This is a genomic window from Nocardia sp. NBC_00403 (assembly GCF_036046055.1).
Classification (GTDB): domain Bacteria; phylum Actinomycetota; class Actinomycetes; order Mycobacteriales; family Mycobacteriaceae; genus Nocardia.
The window spans coordinates 7,908,602-7,932,264 of record NZ_CP107939.1; the positions used below are offsets into that span (position 1 = coordinate 7,908,602).

Sequence of the window (23,663 nt, forward strand, 5' to 3'; positions counted from 1 at the left end):
ACATGACCACCGTCGCCGCCAGGACCGAGTTGTACGCCGAGGTTCAGCAGTTCTACGCCGATCAGATGCAGCGGCTCGATGACCGCGATATTCCCGGTTACGCCGAAACCTTCACCGAGGACGCGGAATTCGAACACACACCGGGCCGCCCGCCGGCCCGGACCAGGGCACGCATCGTGGCGGATCTCGTCGAGTTCCACAAGCGGTTCGAGACCGATCCGATGCAACGCAGGCATTGGTTCAACATGATCAATCTGCAGCCTCAGGAGGATGGCACCATCGTGTCCACGGCCTACTGCCTGGTCGTCAAGATCCGTCCCGGCAGCGCACCGGAGATCAATCCGAGCACCGTCGTCCACGACGTTCTGGTCCGGGTCGATGGCAACCTGCTCACCCGATCGCGGCGGGTCACGCACGACTGAACAGCTGAGGGCCGTAGCGCACACAGCGGGCCCCGGGCAGTCACCCGGGGCCCGTGTCGTGTCCACGCCCGCACTGTGAATCTGTCAGACGTTTCTCTTATATTTGATGCGCAAATATGCTCGAAATAGTTTTATAGTGTGCACAAGAGATCATATCCATCGGCTCCATGCCGACGGGGCTGTGGTCGAGTTCGCGTTGTCGTCGTTCGCGAACATCCCGGTCGCACAATCTGCAGGCCGGGAACCGCTGGGCGGGTGCGTCTTCCGCGCCTGCCCGGCTCCGTCGGCGCGGCGGTGCCGGTCGCCGCGCCGACGGATGGTGTCAAGCCATCTCTGGCACGCGCAGATGAGCGAAGCCCAGCTCGAACTCCGCGACCTCGAGCACGCTGGCGTCGGCCCTTTGGGCCGCCGCGGGCCTACTCCGATCCGCATATTCGCGACTGTTGTCCAGCGCCTGGCGGTTTGCCCAGACCATCGCGCCCACCGCGCGGTCGGTAGCCCGATCGACGAACAGACTGGCGCTGCAGAATCCGTCGATCATCTCGGCCTCGGGCAACACGCTCGTCTTGAACGTGTCGATCAGCCGATCGATCTCACCCGAACCGGCCTGCACCCACGTGCACCGAGTGCATGCGCCGTCGCTACTCAGTTGATCACGATGCATGAGCGCGATTTCCCATTCCTGGACCAGATCGATCTGGCCGTTGAGCGCCTGAGCCACACCGGAACGCAGTGCCTGGACCCGGCCTCTGCTGTCATGCATCGCGGCCTCGGATTCCCACGCCGAAGTGACGATGCAGCGTCCTGATCCCCTGTCGACCAGCAACGACAGGCCCACCCACCCCTCGAGCTCGGGCATCGACGGCATCGCCTCATCGCGCAGATATGCGATCCCGGAGTCGATCGACGACGGCTGGGCCGCAATTGTGCTTGAACGTGCGTACACGGGTTACCTCCACCCTGTCAGGGCGGCACCCCGGTGGCGCCACCGGACATACTCACCCTCCTCCACGGTGCGCGCGAGCACAATGGCTCAGTTCGCGCAACTCGACATTCCGGACCAGGACCAGCCGTACTTGCGCACGGCGGCCCGGCAGCGAACGATTAGCTATGCGGCGGCTGCCTTCGCGGGCCGTGCGGTCCCACAACCCTCGGTGGACCACGAGGCGTCGGCCCCGCGACGATGCGGAGTGGTCACTCCACACGAGGAGGACTCGATGTTCATCCAAGTCATTCAAGGCAAAGCCGCCGATCCGGACCGATTACGTCGATGCATGGACCAGTGGACCGAACAACTGCAACCGGGAGCCGTCGGCTACCTCGGAACAACCTGCGGACAGTGCGATGACGGAACATTCATCGCGCTGGCACGATTCGAATCCGAAGAGGCGGCACGACGCAACAGTGCGCGCCCCGAGCAAGGCGCCTGGTGGGCCGAGACCGAAAAATGCTTCGACGGACCTGTCACATTCATGGACTGCCCCGCGGTGACGCAGTGGCTGGGGGGCGGCTCCGACGAGGCCGGCTTCGTGCAAATCATGGAGGGCCACACCCGCGACGCAGGCCGAATGCACGAATTGCTGACGCAGGGCGCCGATCGTGTGCACGAACTACGCCCAGAAATCCTCGGCGGCACCTTGGCGACCTTCGGCGGCGACGGATACGTCGAGGCGGTCTACTTCACCTCCGAAGCCGAAGCTCGAGCAGCCGAGGAGATCGAGATCCCCGACGACCTGAGGTCATTGTTCGAAGAGGAAAGCAAACTCATGGGCGAGGTCGAATACTACGACCTACACCAACCGATGCTGGTCTCACCACCGAGGTAACCCACCGGCATCAGACGCGCCCGTCCTCGGGATCGCACCCCTTCTGCCTGCCCGCAAGGGTGCAGATCCCGAGAGCCGGTGCCGCAGTGGGTGCGCATTCGGACCGATCCAGCCTGGAGGTCTACGCCTCGGGTCACATAGCCCGCTGTCGAATGTTTCGACAGTGCAACCGGTTCGGCCGGCCTGCGGACCACCACGTCACAACCGGCCCAATGCCTTATCCCGGAAGGCAATCTCATCGGCGGCGACTGCGAACTACGAGCTCGGCGCCTTGGCCACATCGCCGAGGCTTCGGACCAGCTGCCGAAATTCGTCACCGCCACAGACGCAGGGCCGCCATCAACGCAATGGCCGAGACCGAGGCTGGTTCCGAGTGCGGCAGGACCGGACGTCGCATTGCTGTCGTCGCACTACATGCCGACGCAGTCGATGATCGGGGCGGGATAGTCTGCGGGATTGATGTTTTCGCGCCATGGAGTGTGAATGGTGGCGGCGGGTAGGTGAGCGAGTTCGGGGATCCAGCGGCGGACGTATGCGCCGCCGGGGTCGTAACGTTCGGCTTGGCGTAGCGGGTTGAGCACGCGGTTGGGGCGAGTGTCGGTGCCGGTGCCTGCGGCCCACTGCCAGTTGAGCTGGTTGTTCGCCAGGTCTGCGTCGACCAGCCAGCGCAGGAAGTGGTCTGCGCCGATGCGCCAGTCCACGCGAAGGGATTTGGATAAGAAGCTAGCGGTGATCAGTCGGGCGCGGCCCGGCATCCAGCCCTCGGCGCGCAGTTGACGCATCGCCGCGTCGACAACGGGGTAGCCGGTGCGGCCCTCGCGCCATGCCTCGACGGCCTGAGGGTCGTCGCGCCAACCGATCTGGCGGGGGCGGTAATCCGAGCGGGCGGTGTCGGGACGGGCGGCCAGCAGTTGATGGTGGAAGTCGCGCCATGCCAGTTGCCGGGCGAAGGCATGGCCGTCCGCGGTCGACATGTCGACCCGGTGCACCACCTCCACCGGGGACACGCAGCCGAAGTGCAGATACGGCGACAGCCGCGAAGTGGCGTCGGCGGAGAGGTCGTCGTTGCTGCGCTCGTAGCCACCGATCGGGCCGGACAGCCAGTCCCGCATGATCTTTCGGCCCGTGGTCTCGCCGCCGACGGACAGCTGGGGCGATGTCGCCCCGACGCAGATATCGTTGGGCTCCGGCAATGGCAGTCCGGCTACCTTGGGCAGGGACAGTTTGCGCGGTCTGCCGAGCGGCTCGCGTCGGTGAGCCTGCGCCCATCGCCGGAAATACGGCGTGAACACCGCGAAGTGGTCACGTCCTGTCGAGGGGACCAACTCTTCGGGATCTGCGGCGGTGATCGAGACGGCATGCGTGTGCAGCAGACAACTGCGCCGCTCGAGCCGCACCCGCAGCGCATCTTCGCGCCTGCGGCTGTATCCACTCACATCGGCAGCGATATGCACGCTGTCGGCGTGCACCTCCGCGACCACTCGGTCGACCTCGGTGACGACATCACCGCGCCGCACCACCAAACGTCCTCCGATCGAACGTAATTCGGCATCGAGCTCGCCGAGCGCGGCGGCCAGAAACCAGGCCCGGTTCGGCGAGGGAATGCGCCCGGACAGGATCTTCTCGTCGACGACGAACAGCGGCACCACCGCGGCACCCTCGCGATACGCCGCGATCAGCACGGGGTTGTCACGCACCCGCAGGTCGCGGGTGAACAGTGCGATCGTGACGGTCATCGCGTCACCGCGCACAATGGTGCGATATCGGTCCGACCACCTGTTGTCGGTGAGGTCAGATACAGACAGGAATTCTGGCCCACGGCATCGATAGCGGCCCGAACCCGTTGCCACTGAGCGGTATCCAGTACCCGGTCGCGAGCGAGGACGAAGCCGGAGGTTCGGCTCGGATCGGTGACCAGGGCCCACGAGTACGCCTCGTCCAACGCGGTGACAATGTAGTTGGTCGGACCTTCCAGTCCATCCTGGGTGGGTACCCCGGGAAAGCTGACGTGCAGTTGCGCGCCGGTCGTCCGATCATTGACCGTTGCGGTGCCGGTGATTTCGTTGAGCGAATTCACCCATGTGGTGCACGAGTTGTGCACGGAGATATTGCCCTGCGGGTCGAGCGCGTAGGTGGCCCGCGTATCGCGGGCGCACACAACGTTGAAGTACTGCGGCACAGCGGCCAGTTGATTCCAGGTGCCGAGATACCGGTCGAGGTCGAGATACGGAACCGGCGCGGGGGCCTCGATCGGCGATACCGCCGGGCCGGCGACCGCGGTTCCCGCGGCCGTAGTGATGGCGATCAGCGCCGAAGCCACTCCAGCCGCGAGGCAACCGGAATGCCGGCTGGTTCGAATTGGGGTCATGCGAACTCCTCTGATTCGGCGGCTTCGACCATAGTAGCGCATAACGATGCATAATTGATGCACACCCTGCTCACAGGAAGGAGGATCTATGACGACGATGTGGCTGCCGCGTGTGGCGGGCGCGGTAACGGCGGCATACGGACTCGCGGTGACCACACGTCCCGCGTTCTTGCTCGGGCCGTGCGGCTGGAGTTCGGACGACCCCGCCGCGCGAGCCCTCGCGCGGATGGTGGGCCTGCGCGATGCCGCCTCGGGCCTTGCGCTCGTCGCAGCGCCCGGACCAGGCGCGATGCGGCTTGCGATCGCCGTGCGGGCGTGCTCGGACCTGGCCGACACCGTGGTGGTCGGCACTACCTTGCGCGGGCAGACCCAGCGTGCGAAGGCCATCGCCGTGACGGCAGGCTGGGGCCTGCTCTGCGCCGCGACGGCGGCCGCCACCGTACGGCGATGAACGCCGGGTCGGGCAGTCGCGGTCAGAATCGACGCACGGGCTCCCGGCCGTGACGAAGCGCGAGAACGGGACCGGGCAGAATGGTGCGATGTCCGCCGGTACCGTTCCCGCCTCCGACGCGGCCGGATACACGGTGCGCGCCGTCGCCGACCGACTCGGCATCCCGACGGCCACCCTGCGAAGCTGGAATCGGCGCTACAACATCGGTCCGCCGCAGCAGCGACCCGGAAAGCACCGCCTCTACACCGAGACCGACATCGAGGTGCTCGGCCGCATGCTCGCCCTCATCAGAGATGGGGCGACGCCCGCGGGCGCGGCGGCGGTGGTGCGTGGCGCCACACCGACACTCGGAGATCGTGCAGCACTGTTGTTCGCGGCCTTCGCGCTCGACGCGACGACGGTGTGCGACCGGCTCGCCGCCCACGTCCGCGCCTTCGGCGTGGTGGACACGTGGGATCAGTTGTGCCGCCCGGCTTTTGCCGACATCGTCGCGCGCCAGCACGCCGGCGAGGGCTGCATCGACGTCGAACACCTGTTGTCGTGGTGCATCACCTCGGTCCTGCACCGCACCAACCCGCCGCCCGAAGGGCCGACTTCGAGACCGGTCGTGCTGGCCTGCACCAGCGGTGAGACGCATGCGCTGCCGCTCGAGGTCCTGCGCGCGGCCCTTGCGGAGCGCGGTGTCGGAGCGTGGATGCTCGGCGCCGATGTCCCGACCACCGCGCTGACCGACGCCCTTGCCAGGCATGACCGCTCCGCGTGCGCAGTACTGTGGTCACAGCAGGAATCGACCGCGCTGACCTCAGCGGTGCGCGCATGCGTCGCCGCGGGAGCCGGAGTGTTCGTCGGCGGTCCCGGCTGGGACGCGGTTATCCTGCCCGACTCGGTCGTCCGGCTCGATAGCCTCACCGATGCCGCCGACCGCCTGAGCTGATTCGTTCGCCCTCGCGAACCGCGTATGACCCGAGGGTGCCGTGTCCCATCGGCGTGGCCGCGTCGCCGCTCTGTCCCGTCGGCGTTGCCGCGGCGCACAGATCTGCTGATTCCACGCCACCGCCGCGTGCCCGACAGCCACGTTGCTCGATCCGCGACGGTCACACGCGACCGCCGAGGCGCGGTCTCCGAAATACCCCGACAACCACTGCTCGCCGGTCGGGCGAAGTGCCCGAATTGCGGCACTGGTAGCCCGCTCACGCAAAACGATGCATAATTGATGCATCGCTACATGGGCGCGTCCACCGAACGGCGAATGCCGGTTCCGCCGACGACTCCGCCGGCGCGTCGCTGCGACCCGATCGCCGCGGAATTCAGCCTCCGACCAGCGGATCGTCCGGCACCGCCTGCCGGAGAGAAGGAGCACGATGATCGAGCACACCGATCCGATGAACGACCTCCGGCGAGTTGCCGTCATCGGCAGCGGAGTGGCCGGACTGACAGCAGCCTGGGTGCTCGCGCGTTCGGCCGGAGTGACCCTGTACGAGGCAGACGCTCGCCTCGGCGGTCATGCGGACACCCACCGGATCACCGTGCGCCGCGGCACAGACGTCCACGTCGATACCGGTTTCATCGTGCACAACGAGCGCACATACCCGACTCTGCTGCGCCTGTTCGGCGAATTGGGCATTGCGACACAGGATTCGGATATGAGCATGTCGGTAAAGTGCGAGGGCTGCGGCCTGGAATACGCGGGCGCTCGTGGACTCGGCGGATTGTTCGCCGACGCCCGCTCGCTGCGCAACGGCCGTTATCTGCGACTGCTGACCGAGGTGCCACGGTTCCATCGGCTCGCACGTGCCGAACTCGACGCCGGACCCGAGTCCGACCGCACGCTGGGGGAATGGGTACGAGCCACCCGTTTCTCCGCCTACTTCGTCACGCACTTTCTGACGCCATTGGTCGCCGCGGTGTGGTCGTGCGACCCGGTGACAGCCCTGCGCTACCCGGCCCGATACCTCTTCGCCTTCCTCGACCACCACGGCATGCTGACGGTGTTCGGCTCCCCCACTTGGCGCACGGTCACCGGCGGATCTGCCACCTACGTGAACGCCGTCGCTCAGCAACTCGACACGGTGCTGCGCTCGACCCTGGTGCGGGCGGTGCACCGACTCCCCGATGGTGTCGCAGTCCGTGACGAAGCAGATGAACTGCGCGTCTTCGACGCCGCTGTCATCGCCACCCACCCGGATCAGGCGCTCGATATCCTCACCGAACCGACCGCCGCCGAGTGCGCAATCCTCTCCGCCATACCCTATTCGGTGAACCACGCGGTGCTGCACACCGACGAGTCGGTGCTGCCGAGAGCGCGACGGGCGCGAGCCTCATGGAACTATCGACTGCCTTCGTGCACCGCGCCGGCCGATCGTGTCCTGGTCAGCTACGACCTCACCCGATTGCAGCGACTCGCAGGCACGGATCGACGCTTCCTCGTCACCCTCGGCCCGCACGACCGCATCGACGGGAACCTGGTCGTGGATCGAATGATCTACCAACATCCGCAATACACTCCGGCGTCGGTTGCGGCACAGCGCAGACTCGGTGAAATCGGCGATGCCCGACTGGCATTCGCCGGCGCTTATCACGGTTGGGGGTTCCATGAAGACGGCGCTCTGTCGGGCCTGCGCGCTGCCGAGCGGCTCGGTGCGCGGTGGACGAACAGGCCCGCGACAACGGTACGAGCATCATGACGGCGAGCATCATCCGTACGCACATCCGTCATGTCCGCGTCACGCCGTTCCGACACGAGTTCCGCTATCGCAGCTACAGCTGGTTGATCGACCTCGACGATATGCCCAGGTTGCCGCGCTGGCTGCGGACTATCGCGACATTCCGATCCGCCGATCATCTCGGCGACCCGACTCGGTCGCTGCGTGCGAACGTCGATGACTTCCTCGACAGTGAAGGTATCGACTTACACGGCGGCCGAATCCTCATGCTCACCAACGCACGGGTATTCGGCTATGTGTTCAATCCACTCACGCTGTTCTGGTGCCGGGACGACACCGGCGCGGGCGTCTGTGTCGTCGCCGAGGTGCACAACACCTACGGCGGGCGGCACTGCTACCTCGTCCGCCTCGACGAACACGCGCGGGCGCGCACGCCCAAGAAGTTCTATGTCTCGCCCTTCAACGAAGTGCGCGGCGAGTACCACATGCGATTGCCGGAACCGGACGAGCGGCTGCGAATATCCATCGTGCTCAGCGACGGCGGACCGATCTTTTCCGCCTCGATGACCGGGCGTTGCCGTCCCGCAACCATCCGTACCATTCTGCGCGCGATAGTGGCGGCACCCTTTGCTCCACTTGTGGTTTCGGCGCGCATTCGCTGGCAGGGCATGCGCCTGTGGGCGCGCCGCCTGCCCGTCGTTCCCCGGCCAACCCCTGCACAGACGGAGTCTTCGCGGTGAGCATCGAATCGCATTCCACGTCCGATTGCGCATCCGCGCAACAGCTTCCTTCCTATCCCGACGTCGAGCACGTGCCCACCGGGATTCGCGCGAGCATTGCCGCAGCAGTGGCCAACAGACTATTTGAACACGTCGTGCGCGATCTGCCGATCAGGGTCGAGTACCCCGACGGAACGGTCCTCGGCCGCAATGCGGTGCGGCCGGATCAGCCCCGGCTGATCCTGCACCGGCCCGACCATTTCTTCGCGCGCCTCGGCAGCGGCGGGTTGATCGGATTCGGCGAGTCCTACATGGCGGGCGATTGGTCGGCCCCCGATCTCACCGCCGCCATGACGGTGTTCGCGCGACATGTGGACACACTGGTGCCCGCGCCGCTCCAGCGACTACGTCGCTTATATGTCGCGAAACACCCTGCTGCGCAGCGGAATAACGAATCGAACACCCGCGGCAATATTGCCAGGCACTACGACCTGTCCAATGACTTCTTCGCACTGTTCCTCGACGAAACACTGACCTACTCCAGCGCGCTGTTTCCCACGCTGTCGCCACGGCCGCAATGGAACGACCTTGCCGCGGCCCAGCGCGCGAAGATCGATAGGCTGCTCGACCTTGCCGGTGTCGGTCTCGGTACTCGCGTCCTCGAAATCGGCACCGGCTGGGGCGAATTGGCGCTGCGCGCGGCGCAGCGCGGCGCGGCAGTGCGCTCGGTGACACTCTCCGCGCAGCAGCGGACGCGGGCGCTCGACCGGGTCACGGCGGCCGGCCTGGCCGACCGGGTGACCATCGATCTGCTCGACTACCGGCACGTCGAAGGAAGCTACGACGCGGTGGTGTCCGTAGAGATGATCGAAGCCGTCGGTTACGAATATCTGGATACCTACTTCCGAACCATCGATCGCCTGCTCGCACCGGGTGGACGAGTGGCGATCCAATCGATCACCATGCCGCACCACCGGATGGCGGCTACCCGCAACACCTACACCTGGGTGCAGAAATACATCTTTCCCGGCGGGTTCCTGCCCTCGACCCGGCTGCTGCGCGAAGTGGTTGCCCGAAGTACCGGATTGGTTGTGCGCGAACAACTATCGATGGGCGAGCACTACGCGCACACATTGCGCCTGTGGCAGCAGCGATTCGACTCCCGACCGGACCGGGTCTCCGCACTCGGCTTCGACCCGATGTTCCGCAGGATGTGGCGGTTGTATTTGGCGCATGCCGAGGCGGGGTTTCGCTGCGGCTATCTCGATGTCCAGCAGTTGCTGCTCACCCGCACGGAGCCGGTCGGCTAGGCGGGCACGCGGCCGAGCAGATGTCGCAGTGTCGACTCCAGATCCGGCCTACGGAAGAGGTGACCTGCCGCTTGCAGCCGAGCGGGCTCGACTCGTTGGCTCGCCGTCGCCAGCTCCCGCGCTCCTTGCGCGCCCAGCAGCAAGCCGGGACCGAACTCCGGCACCGGGAGCAGCGCGGGCCTGCGCAGCACGGCGGCCAGGATCCTGGTGTAGTCGATGTTCCGAACTGGCTGTGGTGCAACGGCATTCACCGGACCGGACAGATCGTCCTGCCACAGCGCTCGGTGATAGACGTCCACCAGGTCATCGATCCCGATCCAGGAAAGCCACTGGTGGCCGTCACCGATCCGGCCGCCCAGCCCAGCCGCGAACAGTGGCCGCAACAACCGCAGCGTGCCACCGCGCGGCGACTGCACGATGCCGGTGCGCACCGACACCACCCGGACGCCTGCCGCGGCGGCGGGGGCGGTGGCCGCCTCCCAGTCCGCGACGACATCGGCAAGAAAACCGTCGCCACGAGAAGCGTTCTCGCGCAGCACTTCCTCGCCGCTGTCGTAGCCGTAGTACCCGATCGCGGAGGCGCCGATAAAAGTGGGCACGCCCGCGCGGCCGACGAGCTCGGCGAGTTTGCGGGTCGGCTCGATGCGGCTCTCGACGATCGCTCGCTTGTGCTCCTCGGTGAACCGACCCGCGATCGACGCACCGGCCAGGTGCACCACCGCATCGACACCGTCGAGCAGATCAGGGGCCGGATCTGCGGGGTCCCAGCGCCTTTCGCTCGTACTGCGGGGTGCGTGGCGGACCAGAGAAATGACAGCGTGCCCGCCGGTGGTGAGGAACGCGGCCAACGCCGAGCCCACCAACCCGGATGCACCGGTTATCGCGATGATCGACGGCGCGAAACCCACCCGCGCGGCCCGGCGGTGCGCGGCGAGGTCGTCGGCGACCTGCCGGTACCGGTAGTCGAACATCGATCGCAGTGCGAACGCGGGCACCGGCGACTCCACGCGATCGACGATCCGGGTGTGGTCATCGTCGACGACCTCGAAATCGTGCGTATGCCGCCACCTCAGCAGCAATCCGGCGGGCAGGGACGCGAGGCCGTCTACGGCGATCGTGTCCACGAAACGATGCGGCGGTTCATAGCCCCTCGGATCATGCCTCGCGACCCAGCGCAGCCCACCCGGCAGGCCGAGCACCGCCTGACCGTCCTGCATCGAGCCCGCCTCCGCCAGCAGCGACACCGGCTGCCACGGCGGCGCCAGCCGGGCGAACGCTCCTGGTCTGGCGTACCAGGCGAATACCTCGGCCCGGGGAACGGCGACGACGCTCGAACACTCGATGCCCATCCCACGACTGTAGTCACGATCAGTTCGCTTGCAACGTTTATGCATCGTTCACCGGCAAAATGTCGGATCACCAGCACAATGACGACATGACCGATCTATCCGGAGCCCCGAAGCTCGACACTCTGCTCGACCGGACGATCGTTCCCGGATACACCCGCCTCGGCATTGTCCTGCGCCGCCGCAACCGGCCCGCCGATCCGGAACCCGGCGCACTGCGCGGCGCCACCGCCATGGTGACCGGCGCGAATTCGGGCATCGGCAAGGCAATCGCCGAGGCACTGGCCGGACTCGACGCATCGGTGATTCTTGCCGTGCGCGATCGGATACGCGGCGAACGCGCCCGGCAAGACATCCTCACGACACACCCCGACGCCGATCTGACCGTCACAGAATGCGATATCGCAGACCTGGCCAGCGTGACGGAATGCACCGAAGGCCTCCGCGAGCGACTGCCGAAACTCGACGTACTGATCCACAACGCGGGCGTGCTGCCGCCCGAACGCGCCGAGACGGCCGACGGGCACGAACTGACTCTGGCGACCCACGTGCTCGGCCCGCTGTTGCTCACCGATCGACTCGCCGCCCTGCTGAACGCTGCCGGCGACCCGCGGGTGATCTTCATGTCCTCAGGCGGCATGTACACCCAGCTGCTGGCCGTCGATGATCCCGAGTACCGCAAGGGCCGTTACCGCGGTGCGACCGCTTACGCCCGCACCAAACGCATGCAGGTGGCCTTCACGCCGATTCTCGCTGAATACTATGGTCCCCAGGGCATTTCGTTTCACAGCATGCACCCGGGCTGGGTCGACACACCTGGCGTCGCTGCCGCACTGCCCGGATTCCATCGCCTGATCGGCCCGTTGCTGCGCACTCCGGCCGAGGGCGCGGACACTGCCGTCTGGCTGGCCGCGGCCACACCGACCCCACCGTCCGGCCGGTTCTGGCACGACCGCCGCCCGCGACCCGAGCACTACCTACGCCGCACCCACTACACCAACGGCGAGCTGTGGCGGCTCTGGCTGGACTGCAGACAGGCGGCCCGCATCGACACCGGATGAGCAGGCCGCGCAGCCTCAGATCACGAACGGAATCAACGCCTTCCGGTCAGACGGATAGTCGGCGAACTTCTCGCGGTACCACCTATGGGTCGCAAAGGCGCGCGGCACCAGGTTGCCCGCGGTGATCAGGAAGATCACCACACCGGCCAGCGACCAGGTCAACAGCGCGAAGCCGGCCCAGGCGAGCAGCTCGCCGAGGTAGGCGGGACTGGTGACGAATCGGAATCCGAAGCCGTAGGGAATCCGGTAATCCGCCGCGCCGGGGTCGTTCTTGTCACGCAGGTTGCGCACAATTGCCTCGGAGCGGACCAGCAGGGCGAACCCGCAGAGATAGACCACGACGCCGATGAGGAAACGCGGATCGGTGAGCCAGCCGGTGCCGTACTGATGCTTGTAGTCGTGACTGAAGAATGCGCCGTTCAGGTAGCCGTGCAGCGCGGTCACGAACATGCCCATACCGAGTACCGAGACGTTGAAGCTGCTGCGCTTGCCGGGCACCTGCCGAATGGACAGCGGGAAGAACCAGCCGCGATTTCCGTAGTGCACGAGCCAGATCAGTGCGAGCACCAGCGACGTCGGCTCGAATCGGTCCGGGCCGGTCAGGTAGAACACCGCGAACACCACCGTGGCCGGTATTTCCATCAACCACCAGCCGAGCTTCGGGTTGAGGTTGAAACCGACCTTCGTGGTGGCGAAGCGGCCGTACGGGCTTTGCGCGAAGAGCCCACCGACCAGCACGAATGCCGCGAACCCGAAGGCGATCGTCAGCACCGTGTCGTAGGCGGTGTTCCCGGTGTACCAGTCCATCGAGATCCTTCGTCGGGCGTTGCGCCGGACATTTCCGCTGACTTCCGGCGCCAAAATTAGAACATGTTCTACCATGTGTTCGAGTCACGACCCGCGACAACGGAGGAACTGTCATGCCGCTGGATCCGACGGCCACCGACTTGCTCGTCGCCGTAGCGGCCTCGCCGCGCGCCGTCGCCGCCCATGACCGCGCGGCCTGGGTGGGGCTGTTCAGCACCGACGCCGCCGTCAACGATCCGGTCGGCTCGCGGCCGCATATCGGTCGCGCCGCGATCGAGCGCTTCTACGACACCTTCATCGGCCCGAACACCATCGCCTTCCGGGTCGAGCGCGATCTCGTCGGCCCGCCGACCGTGGTCCGAGACCTGCTGATCGAGACCACGATGTCGACCGGCGCCACCGTCGCGGTCCCGATGCACCTGCGCTACGACCTCGTCGAAGAAAACGGCGTCTGGAAAATCACCCGCCTGGCCGCGCACTGGGAATTGGCCGCGATGATCATGCAGCTACTGCGCACCGGGTTGCCGGGCCTGGGCGCCGCGCTGAAACTCGGCCCGCAGTTGATCGCCAATCAGGGCATCGGCGGCGCCGTCGGGATGATGCGCGGACTCTTCGGAGTCGGCCGTACGGGCAAACGCGTCGCGACCCGACTCTTCACCGCCGCGGCGGCGATGGACATCAGCCGCGTCCGCGGCCTGCTCGACTACGACAGCGCCATCGAGTTTCCCGCGGGCACACCGGTCTCGGTGGAGGAGTTCATCAATCGTGCACGAAACCTGAAGTGGGACAAGCTGATCGCCGCCGGTCGCACAGTCACCGCCAGCATAGAACTTGGCCCGGTGCACGGTGTCGCGTTCATCGAATTCACCTCCAGGGCGGGGCAGATCAGCGCGATCCGGGTGTTCACCGACGCCTGAGCACCAGCCGAATCCGAGCGAGCACCCGACCGATCGAGTCGAACACCCGCCCGATCGGACCGAGGACCCGATCGATCGGACCGAGGACCTAGTCAATCGGACCGATCACTAGTTCGATCAGGACGCCCGCTCATCCGTATTGCGCGACTCCCCCGGCGGCTCGAAGCCGGGCAACACACTCAGCCACGACGAGCTCATCTACACGTGCGCGCTGCTGCTCATCGCAGGCCACGAGACCACGGTCAACCTCATCTCCAACGCGATCCTGGCCCTGCTGCGCCACCCCGGACACCTCGCGGCATTGCGCGCCGATCCAGAGCAAGCCGCCGGTGTCAGCGAGGAAACGTTGCGGTTTAACGCTTCTCCTGCCTGAAGGCAGGAGATTCTCAGCTCAGACCGCAACCGAACCACCCACCCGAAGGAGGTGACCCGCTTGTCTCACATCCTCAACACTGACGTGGCCGCGCTCTGCCACAACCAGAATCACTCTGGCAGCGTTCCGGTCCCGACCCGCGGTGTAACCGCAGTCGGGGCATCGGAAAGTCCTCTCGCACAGTTCGAGTCGCTTGGTTCTCGCGAAACAGTCACTGCACGTCATCGTCGTATAGGCGGGCTGAACCAACACCACCTTCCGGCGAGCCCGCACACCACGCTCGATCAACTCCCGCTTCGCCCCACCGATCGCCGCGTCGGCCGCTTTGCGGGCCATCGTGGACTTCGCCAGGAACTTCGGCCGGAAATCTTCCACCGCGATCAACGCATGGTTGGCGACAACACGTTTCGCCCACACCCGCGAATCGTGCCGGGTTTGCCGTGCCGCTTTCTTGTGGAGCTTCGCGACCTCGCGGGCGGCCCGCTGATAACCACCGGACTGTGGGCCGCTCGTGCCGCTACGGCGGCGAGCCATGCGGCGTTGCGCTTTGGCGAGTTCCGCCGCGCACCGTTTCCGGTGCCCCAGAAAGGGCAGGTCGAACCGGGTGTCGGTGGTCGTGGCCGTGACGCTCACACCCCAGTCGATACCGACACCACCCTGGGCTACCGGCACGGTTTCCACCTCACGCCGGACAACGAACGAGGCATACCAATGCCCCAGGCAGTCTTGGGTGATACGGACAGATGTCGGCTCGGATGGCAGTTCCCGCGACCACACCACCGGGATACTCACGCCCTTCGGCAGGAGCAGCCTGCCGTCGCGGATGCTGAACCCGCGCACGGTGTATTCCAGCGACGGCAACGTCTTCTTGCGTGGTTCGAACCTCGGTTGGCCGCGTCCTTTGACCTTGAACGAATGGTCGAGGGCTTGCGCGTAGGTACGCAGCGCCTGCTGCTGGGCGACCTGCGCCCCCTCCCGCAACCACGCAGCCCGGCCCCGCGCTTCGGTCAGGAACTTCCCGAGCTTGCCGAAGGTGGGACGTCCACCCGACTTCTGTTGATGCACAGCCTCGTTCCACACAAACCGGCACCGATGCCACTCCGAGACCAGTGCCCGCTCCGCCTGCACGCCAGGGCGCAGGCGGTAGTTGAAGCGCACCACCTCGGTCATGCCCGGCAATGTAACCGACAGCACCGACAACTCCTGGTTACCCGACCACGATTAGGGGGATGGCGCTTCCTTTCCCTCGTGAATGAGGGAGTATCCGCGCCAAACACCCGATGACCATCCGGTACAAATGATTCCGCGCGTCGCGGCCGCGGATATGCGGATCGGCGACGTAGACATCGACCGCGGCGACCTGGTCCTGATGCTGATCGCCGTCGCGCAGCGTGATCCCGCGGTCTTCACCGATCCGGACCGTTTCGACCCCACTCACGACAACCGCCATCTCGCCTTCGGGCTCGGCGCGCATTTCTGCCTCGGCGCTCCGCTGGCCAGGCTCGAAGGATGCGTCCCTGTGACCAGGTTCGCGCAGCGGGTCCGATCCCCCGGCTGCGCCATCGGTCCGCCGCCGTACCGCGCGCACGTCAACCTACGCGGACCGGCGGCGATACCGCTCGATTTCGCCGAGATCACACCGCGGCAGTAGATTCGGCGCCCCTGACGGTCTCGGGCTGCACCGCAAGGGGTTCCGGCTCGGAGGCGTTCGCCTTTTCGGTCCATCCCGGCGGACCGAACACGTAACCGATTCGACCCCTCCAGGTTTCGGCATTGCGAACGTCGCCGATCAATCCCGCCAGCTCGTGGAAATTGACCCGCAGTGGGTTGTCGGTGGCGATGTTCTTCGTCAGGCCGTAACGGATCGGTTCGGATTCGGCGGCAAAGCTGCCGAACATCCGGTCCCAAACAATGAAGATGCCGCCATAGTTCCTGTCGATATAGGGCTGGTTCGAGCCGTGGTGGATCCGGTGATGCGCGGGCGTATTGAACAGGAACTCGATCGGCAGCCCCAGCCTGCCGACCCGCTGGGTGTGGATCGGGAACTGGTAGAGCAATCCGATGGTCTGCAGCAAGAAGATCATCCACGGCGGCAGGCCGATCAGGGCCGCAGGCACCCACGCCAGTCCGCGCACCATGTTGGCCACCGGATGCAGCCATGGCAGCCGCAGCGCGGTGGAGAGATTGAAGTACTCGCTGGAGTGGTGGACGCTGTGGGCGGTCCACAGCAGTCGCACCCGATGGTCGGCGCGATGGGCCCAGTAATAACAGAAATCGGTGACCACCAACCCGAGCACCCACACCCACCAGCTCTTCGGCGACAGGTGCAGCGGAGTCACCGCGGCAGCGACCAGCACGGCGGAGAACGGCAGCAGGTAGTGCATGAACGGTTTGACGAGCCTGCCGAGGGTGAAAGTCGCCAAGTTGGCGGCGGTGTCACGCCCTGCGCTGGTGTTGTCGGATCGGTCGGGATCGCGGCGATACGAGATCCACTCGACCACCATCAGCAGCACGAATGCCGGTAACGCATAGCCCAACAAGTCCACACGGCCCATGAGATCTCCTTCACTTTCCGCCGGTCACGGCCACGCTACGGGCCGCGGCCATGACAGTCATCGCGCCGCCGAGGGACGCACCGTCCCCCGCGCGGGGGACGTGCGGCGCACCGTCCGAGGGCAGAGTTGACGCACAGCAGCCCCGGCGAGGTGCGTCGGCGGCTGGGTAGGATCGCCCGCGAACAACTCGGCCGGTATCGGTGCGTTCGTCGGATCGGGCCGACCGATACTGCCGGATGATGTGGGAGGTGGCGGCCGGTGGACGTGAGCAGGTCGTTGGCCCGCCAGTCGCTGGTGGTCGCGGTGGTCGCCGCGACGATCGACACTGTGGTCCTGGCCCTGTGCGGCGTCTTCGCCGTAGCGCCGTGGCAGGCGACCGCAGTGGCGGTCGGTGTCGCCGCCGCCGATCTCGCGCTGGCCGCGCCGCCGCGTACCGCAGGCATCGTTGCGGTCGGCCAGGTTGCCCTGAGGCTGCTCGAGGCGCTACTGCTGCATCGGCACGGCTTCGCGGCACGATTCGCCGATGTCGGGTTCCTGGTCGCCGGTTATCGCGCGGGCGCGTGGATGACAGGCCCGACATCCGTTTCGACAGTCCTCACACTGTGCTCCGGTTTCGCGGGCGCGCACCTGCTCGTCGGCAGCACCACCTCACACGACTGGCGGCTGCTGCTTGCGACAACGGTGTCGGTGGGTGTGGTGCCCTGGTTGGTCGGCCGATACACCGCGGCACGTGGCGCGTACATCGCAGAGCTCGAGCAGCAAGCACAGTTGCGCAAGCAGGAACAGCAGGCCGCGCTCGAGCGCGCGGTCGCCGATGAACGCGCCGCCATCGCGCGCGATCTGCATGACGTGATTTCCCACCATGTCAGTGCCATCGGCATCCATGCGGGCGCCGCGCGAATCGCCCTTGCCGACTCCGGAAATGGTCCGGCCACCAAGTCTTTGACCGCGGTGGAAACGAGTAGCAGGGCCGCGATGGTCGACCTGCGTCGGCAACTGGATCTGCTGCACGGCCGCGACGACGACGGCCGGCGCCAACCCGGGCTTGCCGATATCGACGGCCTGATCGAGCACGTGCGCTCGGCCGGGATGACGGTCGAAGTCACCGTACGTGGGTCAGCCGTGCCACTGCCGGATTCGCTGAACATCACCCTCTATCGAATCGTGCAGGAAATGTTGACCAACGCACTACGCCACGGCGATGGCGAAAACGCATGGCTGGATGTGGAATACCGGCCGAACCTGATCATGATCGAAACGACGAATCCGATCATGGCAGGCACGGCGATCGACAACGCCTCGATGCCGCGCGGCATCGGTGGCATCCGACGACGCGCCGAACTCTTCGGCGGCGAGCTCCGGTGCGGTCCACAGTCGAATAGAACTCGTTGGCACAGTGCGGTTTCGGTCCCGATCGGAGGATCGTGAACGCACCGATTCGAGTATTGATCGCCGACGACCACAGCATGTTCCGCTCCGGCCTGCGCGCCGTCGTCGACAGCCAGGCGGATCTCGACTGTGTCGCCGAGGTGAGCGAGGGTCGGGCCGCGATCGCCGAAATCGCCAGGTTGCGACCGGATGTCGCGATCCTCGATGTGCGGATGCCGAAGCTGGACGGGCTCGCCGCCACCGAGGTCATCGTCGCCGCAGGCGGCACCCGTGTCCTCGTGCTCACCACCTATGACAGCGATGCCAACCTCTACCGCGCCCTGCAGGCAGGTGCGAGCGGCTTCCTGCTGAAAAGCCTTCCGCCGGAAGAACTCGTCGCCGCGATCCGGATCGCGGCTCGCGGCGACGCTCTGATCGATCCGTCGATGACCCGCCGCTTGGCGACGCGGTTCGCGGGCAGCCTCGCGCCGCCGCGCACTCCGCCGCAGGTGCAGCAGCTCACCGCACGGGAGCACGAAGTGCTGCTACTGCTCGCCGACGCGCGCAGCAACGCCGAGATCGCCTCGTTGCTCGGCGTCGGCGAGGAGACCGTCAAGACCCATGTCTCCCGCATTCTCGCCAAACTCGGTGTCCGCGACCGGATTCACGCGGTCGTGTTCGCCCACAAGCACGGGCTGGTCCCCGTCGGCCCGTCACAGCACTGATCGATCTGGGCACCCCACACGGCGCGGGTGCCGGAGTCACCCACTCGATACGCCTGCGTGCAGGCCGCGATGCCACAGCCGACCGCCAGTACCGCGAGGAGGGCGGTGAGTGCCCGGGTCGGCGGCTTGTCGCGTTCCTCGCGCAGATGAATAACGAGGAGCAGCGCAGCGACCAGCAGCAGCGGGACAACGAAGTAGATCATCGTTCGGCCGAGGTCGGCGTGGGTCTCGATGGCGGGTGAGGAACCGAGTCGATGCTGGAGTGATGCACCGGCGTCGGTGGTGAGCGGAGTCAGCGCGACCGTCACCGCCGCGAGGGCGGTGACCAGCCAGATCAATCGGCGACGCGCCGCGGGCCATAACCCGGACAGTATCAACAATGCCGAGGTCAACGGCACGAACACCACGATCACATGAACCAACAGCACGTGGGCGGGCAAACCGTTGATCGTCGACATGAGGGCATCTCCTCGGTTCTCGACCGCTGCCGCGGTATCGGCCCAAGTATCTCCCTCACCTCACGCTGTACGGCGGTGCACGGTTCATCGACGTGTCCGGGGCAGCGGTCGGTCGGGCGCAGCATGAACCGCCCGGCCGGCGCCAGATCTCGTGTCGCTGGCCAATTCGTGGTTCCCGGTGTTCGAGGGCCTGCATATCGCACTCGGGCGATCAAGCCTTGACTGTTGAACACTTTGACGTAATGTGTTCAAAATGAACAACATGGCCCAACGGAAACCGTCGATGGAACCACCCGTCGAGCTGGTCATGGGCGCGGCCGAATGCGTGCGACGCTCCGGCGTGCGCGGCTTTCGACTGACCGACGTCGCCAAGGCCGCGGGCGTTTCGCGCGGCACGGTGTACAACACCTTCGGCGACAAGCAGGCGGCCATCAATGCGGGGCTGGCCTATCTGTGCAACGCCTTCATCGACGGACTTGCGTTGAGCGTCACCCCCAAACCGACCTTGCGCGAGCAGGTGGGCGAGGCGGCGGCGATGATCTACGAGCACGTCACGACGCCCCAACTTTTCGATCCCCCGCTGCGGACCGACAGCATCATCGCCACACTGCTCGAGCATTACGGCGACAACCTGAGCCACAGCTGGGCCGGTTTCTGGGCGACATTAGTGGCGCAGGCACAGCAGCGCGGCGAGGTCGACGCGGGCATCGACCCGATGCATGCCGGCGATTGGATCGTGCGGGTACTGCTCAGCCTGGAAATCCTGCCGTTCGCCGTTGCCGACTTCAAGAATGCGGACGACGTCCGCGAGCGCACGAGTGACCTACTGCTCAATGGGTTCGCCCCGCGTCGCTTTTCGTAGGAAGTAGAAAGTAATGACAAGTGAATACGTCGATGTCGCGATCATCGGAGCCGGACCCGGGGGCATCACCGCCGCCTATCACCTGCAACAGGCGGGCATCACCGATTTCGTCATATTGGAGCGGGCCGAGGACTTCGGCGGAAGTTGGCGCGACAATATCTATCCCGGCCTTTTCGTAGATGTCCCAACACTGTTCTACCAGTTCCCTTTTGCGCGGAAATCCGATTGGTCGCGGCTGTTTCCGGCGGGCACCGAGATCCAGCGATACAACAAGCAGGTGGCGGCGGATCTGGACCTGTACAAGCACTTTCGCGGCGGGTGTGCGGTCGATCGCGAGATGTGGGACGACCACGAACGAGTGTGGGTGCTGCATATCGCAGGACGCGATCCGGTGCGAGCTCGCTTCGTCATCAACGCGGTGGGTGGCTATATCAATGCCAAGCCGTCGGGCGAGATCCCGGGCTGCGCACAGTTTTCCGGAACGATCCTTCGTCCGAACTCCTGGGATGCCGACTACGACTATCGCGACAAGCGAGTTGCCGTGATCGGCACCGGATCGAGCTCGGTGCAGATCGTCTCGGAAATCTTCGGCAAGGCACGGCAGGTGGATGTCTACCAGCGCACGCCATCGTGGATCCTACCCAAGCCCGACGTCGAATTATCAACGCGCGCACAACGAATACTGGCACTACCCGGAGTCACCGCGGCGATCAACGGCGCCGCTCTTGCGGCAATGGAACTACCCCTCCAGCTCATCTGCAATGTGCTGCCCGTGCTACCACGCACGCTGCTGACGAAGCTGCTACCGCAATACGACAAGATCTGGCGCCTGCTGTACAGGATGCTACTGCGCGCGAAGATCGAGAACCCAGCCGATCGAAGGGCTTTGGTGCCGTCCTATGGAATCCTCGCCAAGCGCCCGATTCTGTCCAGCAGCTTCCTGACCGCACTTGCATCCCCCACCGTGTCATTGATCGCCGACCCCCTCGAACAAGTCACCGCGCACGGCATCAGAACCACCGACGGAGTCGAGCGCGACTACGACCTCATCGTCATGGCAACGGGCTACGAATTGTTCACCGCCCCCGAGTCATACCGGCCAGGAACGATTCTGGGGCCTGCCGGCTTCGACCTGGCCGAGGACTACCACCGCAACGGTGTGCGCAGCTACGGCGGAAGCGCCCATCCGGGGCTACCCAATCGATGGTCACTTGTCGGGCCACAGGGATACGTCGGGGTCGCATGGCACACCTTCGTCGACCTCACTGCCCGCCATGCCGTGCGCGTCATCTCCGAGGCCAGGAAGCGCGGCGCCACCGTCGCACAGGTGCGGGCCGACGCGTTCGGTCGTTGGACCGACAAGATGCGACGCCACAACAAGCTCATCAGTACATACGTCGTCGACTGCAACCCGGACCTGCGCACCTACTTCGTCAACTCCCACGGCGAGGCGCTCTACTACCGACCCCAAACCATCAGTGGCGCACTGTGGTTCAGCAGGTACTCGCCGCTCGGCGACTACTGGTTCAGACGCGACGCCTGCGAACCGCTGCCCGCGCCGCGCGCGATTTCCAACCAGGGAAGAATCGAGGCAGGAATATGACGAGGACTATCGAACCGGACCGACCGCTGGCCGGGAAAGTCGCCTATGTGACGGGCGCCGCTCGCGGACAGGGCCGTTCGCATGCGATCCACCTTGCCCGCGCAGGCGCCGACATCGTCGCCGTCGATGCCTGTGCGCAGATCGCGACGTTCAGTGGCTACCCGATGGCCGAACCGGGGGACCTCGCGGAAACCGCACACCTTGTCGAAGCCGAAGGTCGCGAGATACTCACCGCGCAGGTCGACGTGCGCGATCTGGACGGCCAGCAGAAAGCCGTCGCCGACACCGTCAAGACCTTCGGCCGCCTCGACTTCGTCGTCGCCAATGCCGGTGTCTGCAGTTGGGGCCGCCTCTGGGAGATCTCACCCGAGCAGTTCCGTGAGACGGTCGATATCAACCTGATCGGTGTGTGGAACACGATCAAGGCGACGGTGCCGGCCATGATCGCCGCAGGCAACGGCGGCTCCATCATGACTATCAGCTCCTCGGCTGGAGTCAAAGCGCCACCCGGCTGCGGCCATTATGCCGCAAGCAAATTCGGAGTCGTAGGTCTCACCAAGTCGCTGGCCGTCGAACTCGGCGAATACGGCATCCGCGTCAACACCCTGCTGCCCTACGGCACCAACACGGCGCTGGGCAACGACACCTCCATGTACAAGCTCTTCGAAGATCACCCTGCCTATGTCTACAGCTACACCCCGAACCTACTGAAGACCGATGGACTGGTCGAGCCGGACGAGATCTCCGACGTCGTGGTCTGGCTGGCCAGCGACTCCTCCCGGGTGATCACGGGTGCGCAAGTTCCGGTCGACAAGGGCTTCCTCGCTCGGTGAGACCCGGTCGGTGCCCGGCCAGGACCGTCCGCGCCCACCTCTTGCGACGACAATGGGCGGTGTGAATGTGACATGAACGGGGTGATCACACCGGGCCTCGGGCTGTCCGTGGTGTGCACGATCATGGTCGCCGGCGCGGTGGTGGTGTATCTCGCCGCCGGGCTCGGCGATGCGGCAACCGTGCCGCGCGCGGCACTGCGCGGCACAGCTCAATTGGCGGTTATCGCGCTGGTGCTGGCCGCCGCACTCGCGCAGTTATGGTCCTCGATCGTGGTGCTGGTGGTGATGTTCGGCGCGGCGATCGTGACTTCGGCGCGGCGCTCGAACGCCGGTCGGTCGGCGGCGTGGTTGGCGCTTGCGATCGGATGCGGGCTCGGCAGCGTGCTGCCGTTGCTGCTCGTCAGCGGTGTTGTCCCGTTCGAGGGTGTGGCGTTGGTTCCGATCGGCGGCATCGTGCTCGGTGGGACGATGACCGCGACCTCGTTGGCCGCCAGGCGAGCGCTCGATGCGATCGAGCAGCGGTGGGGTGAGGTCGAAGCCGCGCTGAGCTTGGGATTGAGCGACCGTGACGCACGGCTGGAGGTGGCCCGGCCGACCGCGGCGGACGCTTTGCTCCCCGGCGTGGACCAAACCCGCACCGTCGGCCTCGTCACCCTGCCCGGTGCCTTCGTCGGCGTCCTGATCGCGAGCGGCTCGGCCATCCAGGCGGGAGCAGTGCAGATCCTCGTGCTGATCGCCCTGCTCCTCGCGCAATCATGTGCTGTCGCGATCACGATCGAACTCGTCTCCCGAACCAAGATCCGCCGGGCGACCAGACGGGGAGTCGGCCGCACTTCGTCCCGGTGATGCCACGCATCTGGCGTTCGATAATCGTGTCCGGCTCGAGAAGCCGCCAGCAGCAGTGATCGGTCGGCCACGCTTCGGTCGCCTTCGACCGTGCGGACTGCGCTTCCAGCGCATAGAAAAATGGCCCGGAACTGTGCGTTCCGGGCCATT

At 65.8% G+C, this 23,663-nt stretch carries 24 protein-coding genes and 1 pseudogene; 17 read left to right on the forward strand and 8 right to left on the reverse strand.

The window, feature by feature from the left end:
• Positions 1-2 precede the first annotated feature (2 nt).
• Complete coding sequence (locus OHQ90_RS35540) at positions 3-422, forward strand: nuclear transport factor 2 family protein (RefSeq protein WP_328405135.1); 420 nt, start codon at positions 3-5, stop codon at positions 420-422.
• 322 nt (positions 423-744) lie between these two features.
• Here OHQ90_RS35540 and OHQ90_RS35545 read toward each other — a convergent pair whose 3' ends face one another.
• The gene (locus tag OHQ90_RS35545; protein ID WP_328405137.1) at positions 745-1,368 is read right to left on the reverse strand and encodes a hypothetical protein; all 624 of its coding nucleotides are present in this window, start codon (positions 1,366-1,368) and stop codon (positions 745-747) included.
• Positions 1,369-1,639: 271 nt separating this feature from the next.
• Here OHQ90_RS35545 and OHQ90_RS35550 point away from each other — a divergent pair, with 271 nt between their 5' ends.
• The gene (locus OHQ90_RS35550; RefSeq protein ID WP_328405139.1) at positions 1,640-2,248 is read left to right on the forward strand and encodes a hypothetical protein; all 609 of its coding nucleotides are present in this window, start codon (positions 1,640-1,642) and stop codon (positions 2,246-2,248) included.
• A gap of 410 nt (positions 2,249-2,658) precedes the next feature.
• Here the strand turns inward: OHQ90_RS35550 and OHQ90_RS35555 are convergent, their stop codons facing one another.
• Both OHQ90_RS35555 and OHQ90_RS35560 read right to left on the reverse strand, forming a co-directional pair.
• Positions 2,659-3,984 carry a cryptochrome/photolyase family protein gene (locus OHQ90_RS35555; RefSeq protein WP_328405141.1) on the reverse strand — a complete coding sequence of 442 codons (1,326 nt, stop codon included), beginning with the start codon at positions 3,982-3,984 and terminating at the stop codon, positions 2,659-2,661.
• Positions 3,981-4,616, reverse strand: a complete 636-nt coding sequence (locus OHQ90_RS35560; protein ID WP_328405143.1) for a lipocalin family protein — start codon at positions 4,614-4,616, stop codon at positions 3,981-3,983. The genes OHQ90_RS35555 and OHQ90_RS35560 overlap by 4 nt, the downstream gene beginning before the upstream one ends.
• 88 nt (positions 4,617-4,704) lie before the next feature.
• Here OHQ90_RS35560 and OHQ90_RS35565 point away from each other — a divergent pair, with 88 nt between their 5' ends.
• The 5 genes from OHQ90_RS35565 (at position 4,705) to OHQ90_RS35585 (ending at position 9,759) form a co-directional block, all read left to right on the forward strand.
• Positions 4,705-5,067, forward strand: coding sequence for a hypothetical protein (locus OHQ90_RS35565; RefSeq protein ID WP_328405145.1), 363 nt, complete (start codon positions 4,705-4,707; stop codon positions 5,065-5,067).
• An 88-nt stretch (positions 5,068-5,155) separates the two neighbouring features.
• Positions 5,156-6,001, forward strand: a complete 846-nt coding sequence (locus OHQ90_RS35570; protein ID WP_328405147.1) for a MerR family transcriptional regulator — start codon at positions 5,156-5,158, stop codon at positions 5,999-6,001.
• A gap of 427 nt (positions 6,002-6,428) precedes the next feature.
• Positions 6,429-7,751 (forward strand): NAD(P)/FAD-dependent oxidoreductase, encoded by a 1,323-nt coding sequence (locus OHQ90_RS35575; protein ID WP_328405149.1) that lies wholly within the window; start codon positions 6,429-6,431, stop codon positions 7,749-7,751.
• Positions 7,748-8,470 (forward strand): DUF1365 domain-containing protein, encoded by a 723-nt coding sequence (locus OHQ90_RS35580; protein ID WP_328405151.1) that lies wholly within the window; start codon positions 7,748-7,750, stop codon positions 8,468-8,470. Before OHQ90_RS35575 ends, OHQ90_RS35580 begins: the two co-directional genes overlap by 4 nt.
• The gene (locus tag OHQ90_RS35585; RefSeq protein ID WP_328405153.1) at positions 8,467-9,759 is read left to right on the forward strand and encodes a cyclopropane-fatty-acyl-phospholipid synthase family protein; all 1,293 of its coding nucleotides are present in this window, start codon (positions 8,467-8,469) and stop codon (positions 9,757-9,759) included. Before OHQ90_RS35580 ends, OHQ90_RS35585 begins: the two co-directional genes overlap by 4 nt.
• Here the strand turns inward: OHQ90_RS35585 and OHQ90_RS35590 are convergent.
• On the reverse strand, positions 9,756-11,108 hold the full coding sequence (locus OHQ90_RS35590; RefSeq protein ID WP_328405155.1) for a TIGR01777 family oxidoreductase: 1,353 nt from the start codon (positions 11,106-11,108) through the stop codon (positions 9,756-9,758). The two genes, OHQ90_RS35585 and OHQ90_RS35590, sit on opposite strands and share 4 nt — an antisense overlap.
• Before the next feature lie 86 nt (positions 11,109-11,194).
• On the opposite strand from OHQ90_RS35590, the gene OHQ90_RS35595 reads away from it, so the two are divergent.
• A complete protein-coding gene (locus OHQ90_RS35595; protein ID WP_328405157.1) occupies positions 11,195-12,166 on the forward strand; it encodes an SDR family NAD(P)-dependent oxidoreductase in 972 nt (323 codons plus the stop codon).
• Positions 12,167-12,181: 15 nt separating this feature from the next.
• Here OHQ90_RS35595 and OHQ90_RS35600 read toward each other — a convergent pair whose 3' ends face one another.
• Positions 12,182-12,973, reverse strand: coding sequence for a 3-oxo-5-alpha-steroid 4-dehydrogenase (locus OHQ90_RS35600; protein ID WP_328405159.1), 792 nt, complete (start codon positions 12,971-12,973; stop codon positions 12,182-12,184).
• 113 nt (positions 12,974-13,086) lie between these two features.
• Here OHQ90_RS35600 and OHQ90_RS35605 point away from each other — a divergent pair, with 113 nt between their 5' ends.
• Both OHQ90_RS35605 and OHQ90_RS35610 read left to right on the forward strand, forming a co-directional pair.
• Complete coding sequence (locus tag OHQ90_RS35605; RefSeq protein ID WP_328405161.1) at positions 13,087-13,890, forward strand: nuclear transport factor 2 family protein; 804 nt, start codon at positions 13,087-13,089, stop codon at positions 13,888-13,890.
• Positions 13,891-14,086: 196 nt separating this feature from the next.
• A pseudogene (locus OHQ90_RS35610) lies at positions 14,087-14,248 on the forward strand (cytochrome P450); the annotation flags it as partial.
• 33 nt (positions 14,249-14,281) lie between these two features.
• Here the strand turns inward: OHQ90_RS35610 and OHQ90_RS35615 are convergent.
• Complete coding sequence (locus tag OHQ90_RS35615) at positions 14,282-15,433, reverse strand: RNA-guided endonuclease InsQ/TnpB family protein (protein ID WP_328405163.1); 1,152 nt, start codon at positions 15,431-15,433, stop codon at positions 14,282-14,284.
• Between the two features lie 127 nt (positions 15,434-15,560).
• Here OHQ90_RS35615 and OHQ90_RS35620 point away from each other — a divergent pair, with 127 nt between their 5' ends.
• On the forward strand, positions 15,561-15,914 hold the full coding sequence (locus tag OHQ90_RS35620) for a cytochrome P450 (protein ID WP_328405165.1): 354 nt from the start codon (positions 15,561-15,563) through the stop codon (positions 15,912-15,914).
• Here OHQ90_RS35620 and OHQ90_RS35625 read toward each other — a convergent pair.
• Positions 15,898-16,818, reverse strand: coding sequence for a sterol desaturase family protein (locus OHQ90_RS35625; protein ID WP_328405167.1), 921 nt, complete (start codon positions 16,816-16,818; stop codon positions 15,898-15,900). The two genes, OHQ90_RS35620 and OHQ90_RS35625, sit on opposite strands and share 17 nt — an antisense overlap.
• Positions 16,819-17,076: 258 nt before the next feature.
• Between OHQ90_RS35625 and OHQ90_RS35630 the strand changes: the two genes are divergently transcribed.
• Positions 17,077-18,246: a sensor histidine kinase gene (locus tag OHQ90_RS35630; RefSeq protein WP_328405169.1), complete on the forward strand. Its 1,170-nt coding sequence runs from the start codon at positions 17,077-17,079 to the stop codon at positions 18,244-18,246.
• Positions 18,243-18,911 (forward strand): response regulator transcription factor, encoded by a 669-nt coding sequence (locus OHQ90_RS35635; RefSeq protein ID WP_328405171.1) that lies wholly within the window; start codon positions 18,243-18,245, stop codon positions 18,909-18,911. Before OHQ90_RS35630 ends, OHQ90_RS35635 begins: the two co-directional genes overlap by 4 nt.
• On the opposite strand, the gene OHQ90_RS35640 is transcribed toward OHQ90_RS35635, so the two are convergent.
• Positions 18,851-19,369 carry a DUF2231 domain-containing protein gene (locus OHQ90_RS35640; protein ID WP_328405173.1) on the reverse strand — a complete coding sequence of 173 codons (519 nt, stop codon included), beginning with the start codon at positions 19,367-19,369 and terminating at the stop codon, positions 18,851-18,853. The two genes, OHQ90_RS35635 and OHQ90_RS35640, sit on opposite strands and share 61 nt — an antisense overlap.
• A gap of 253 nt (positions 19,370-19,622) precedes the next feature.
• Here OHQ90_RS35640 and OHQ90_RS35645 point away from each other — a divergent pair, with 253 nt between their 5' ends.
• From OHQ90_RS35645 to OHQ90_RS35660, 4 genes are all read left to right on the forward strand, one after another.
• Positions 19,623-20,231, forward strand: coding sequence for a TetR/AcrR family transcriptional regulator (locus OHQ90_RS35645; RefSeq protein WP_328405175.1), 609 nt, complete (start codon positions 19,623-19,625; stop codon positions 20,229-20,231).
• Between the two features lie 13 nt (positions 20,232-20,244).
• Entirely contained in the window at positions 20,245-21,834 is a 1,590-nt protein-coding gene (locus OHQ90_RS35650; protein WP_328405177.1) for a flavin-containing monooxygenase, read from the forward strand.
• A complete protein-coding gene (locus OHQ90_RS35655; protein ID WP_328405179.1) occupies positions 21,831-22,667 on the forward strand; it encodes a mycofactocin-coupled SDR family oxidoreductase in 837 nt (278 codons plus the stop codon). The genes OHQ90_RS35650 and OHQ90_RS35655 overlap by 4 nt, the downstream gene beginning before the upstream one ends.
• Positions 22,668-22,739: 72 nt before the next feature.
• Positions 22,740-23,513 (forward strand): ABC transporter permease, encoded by a 774-nt coding sequence (locus tag OHQ90_RS35660; RefSeq protein ID WP_328405181.1) that lies wholly within the window; start codon positions 22,740-22,742, stop codon positions 23,511-23,513.
• Positions 23,514-23,663: the final 150 nt, after the last annotated feature.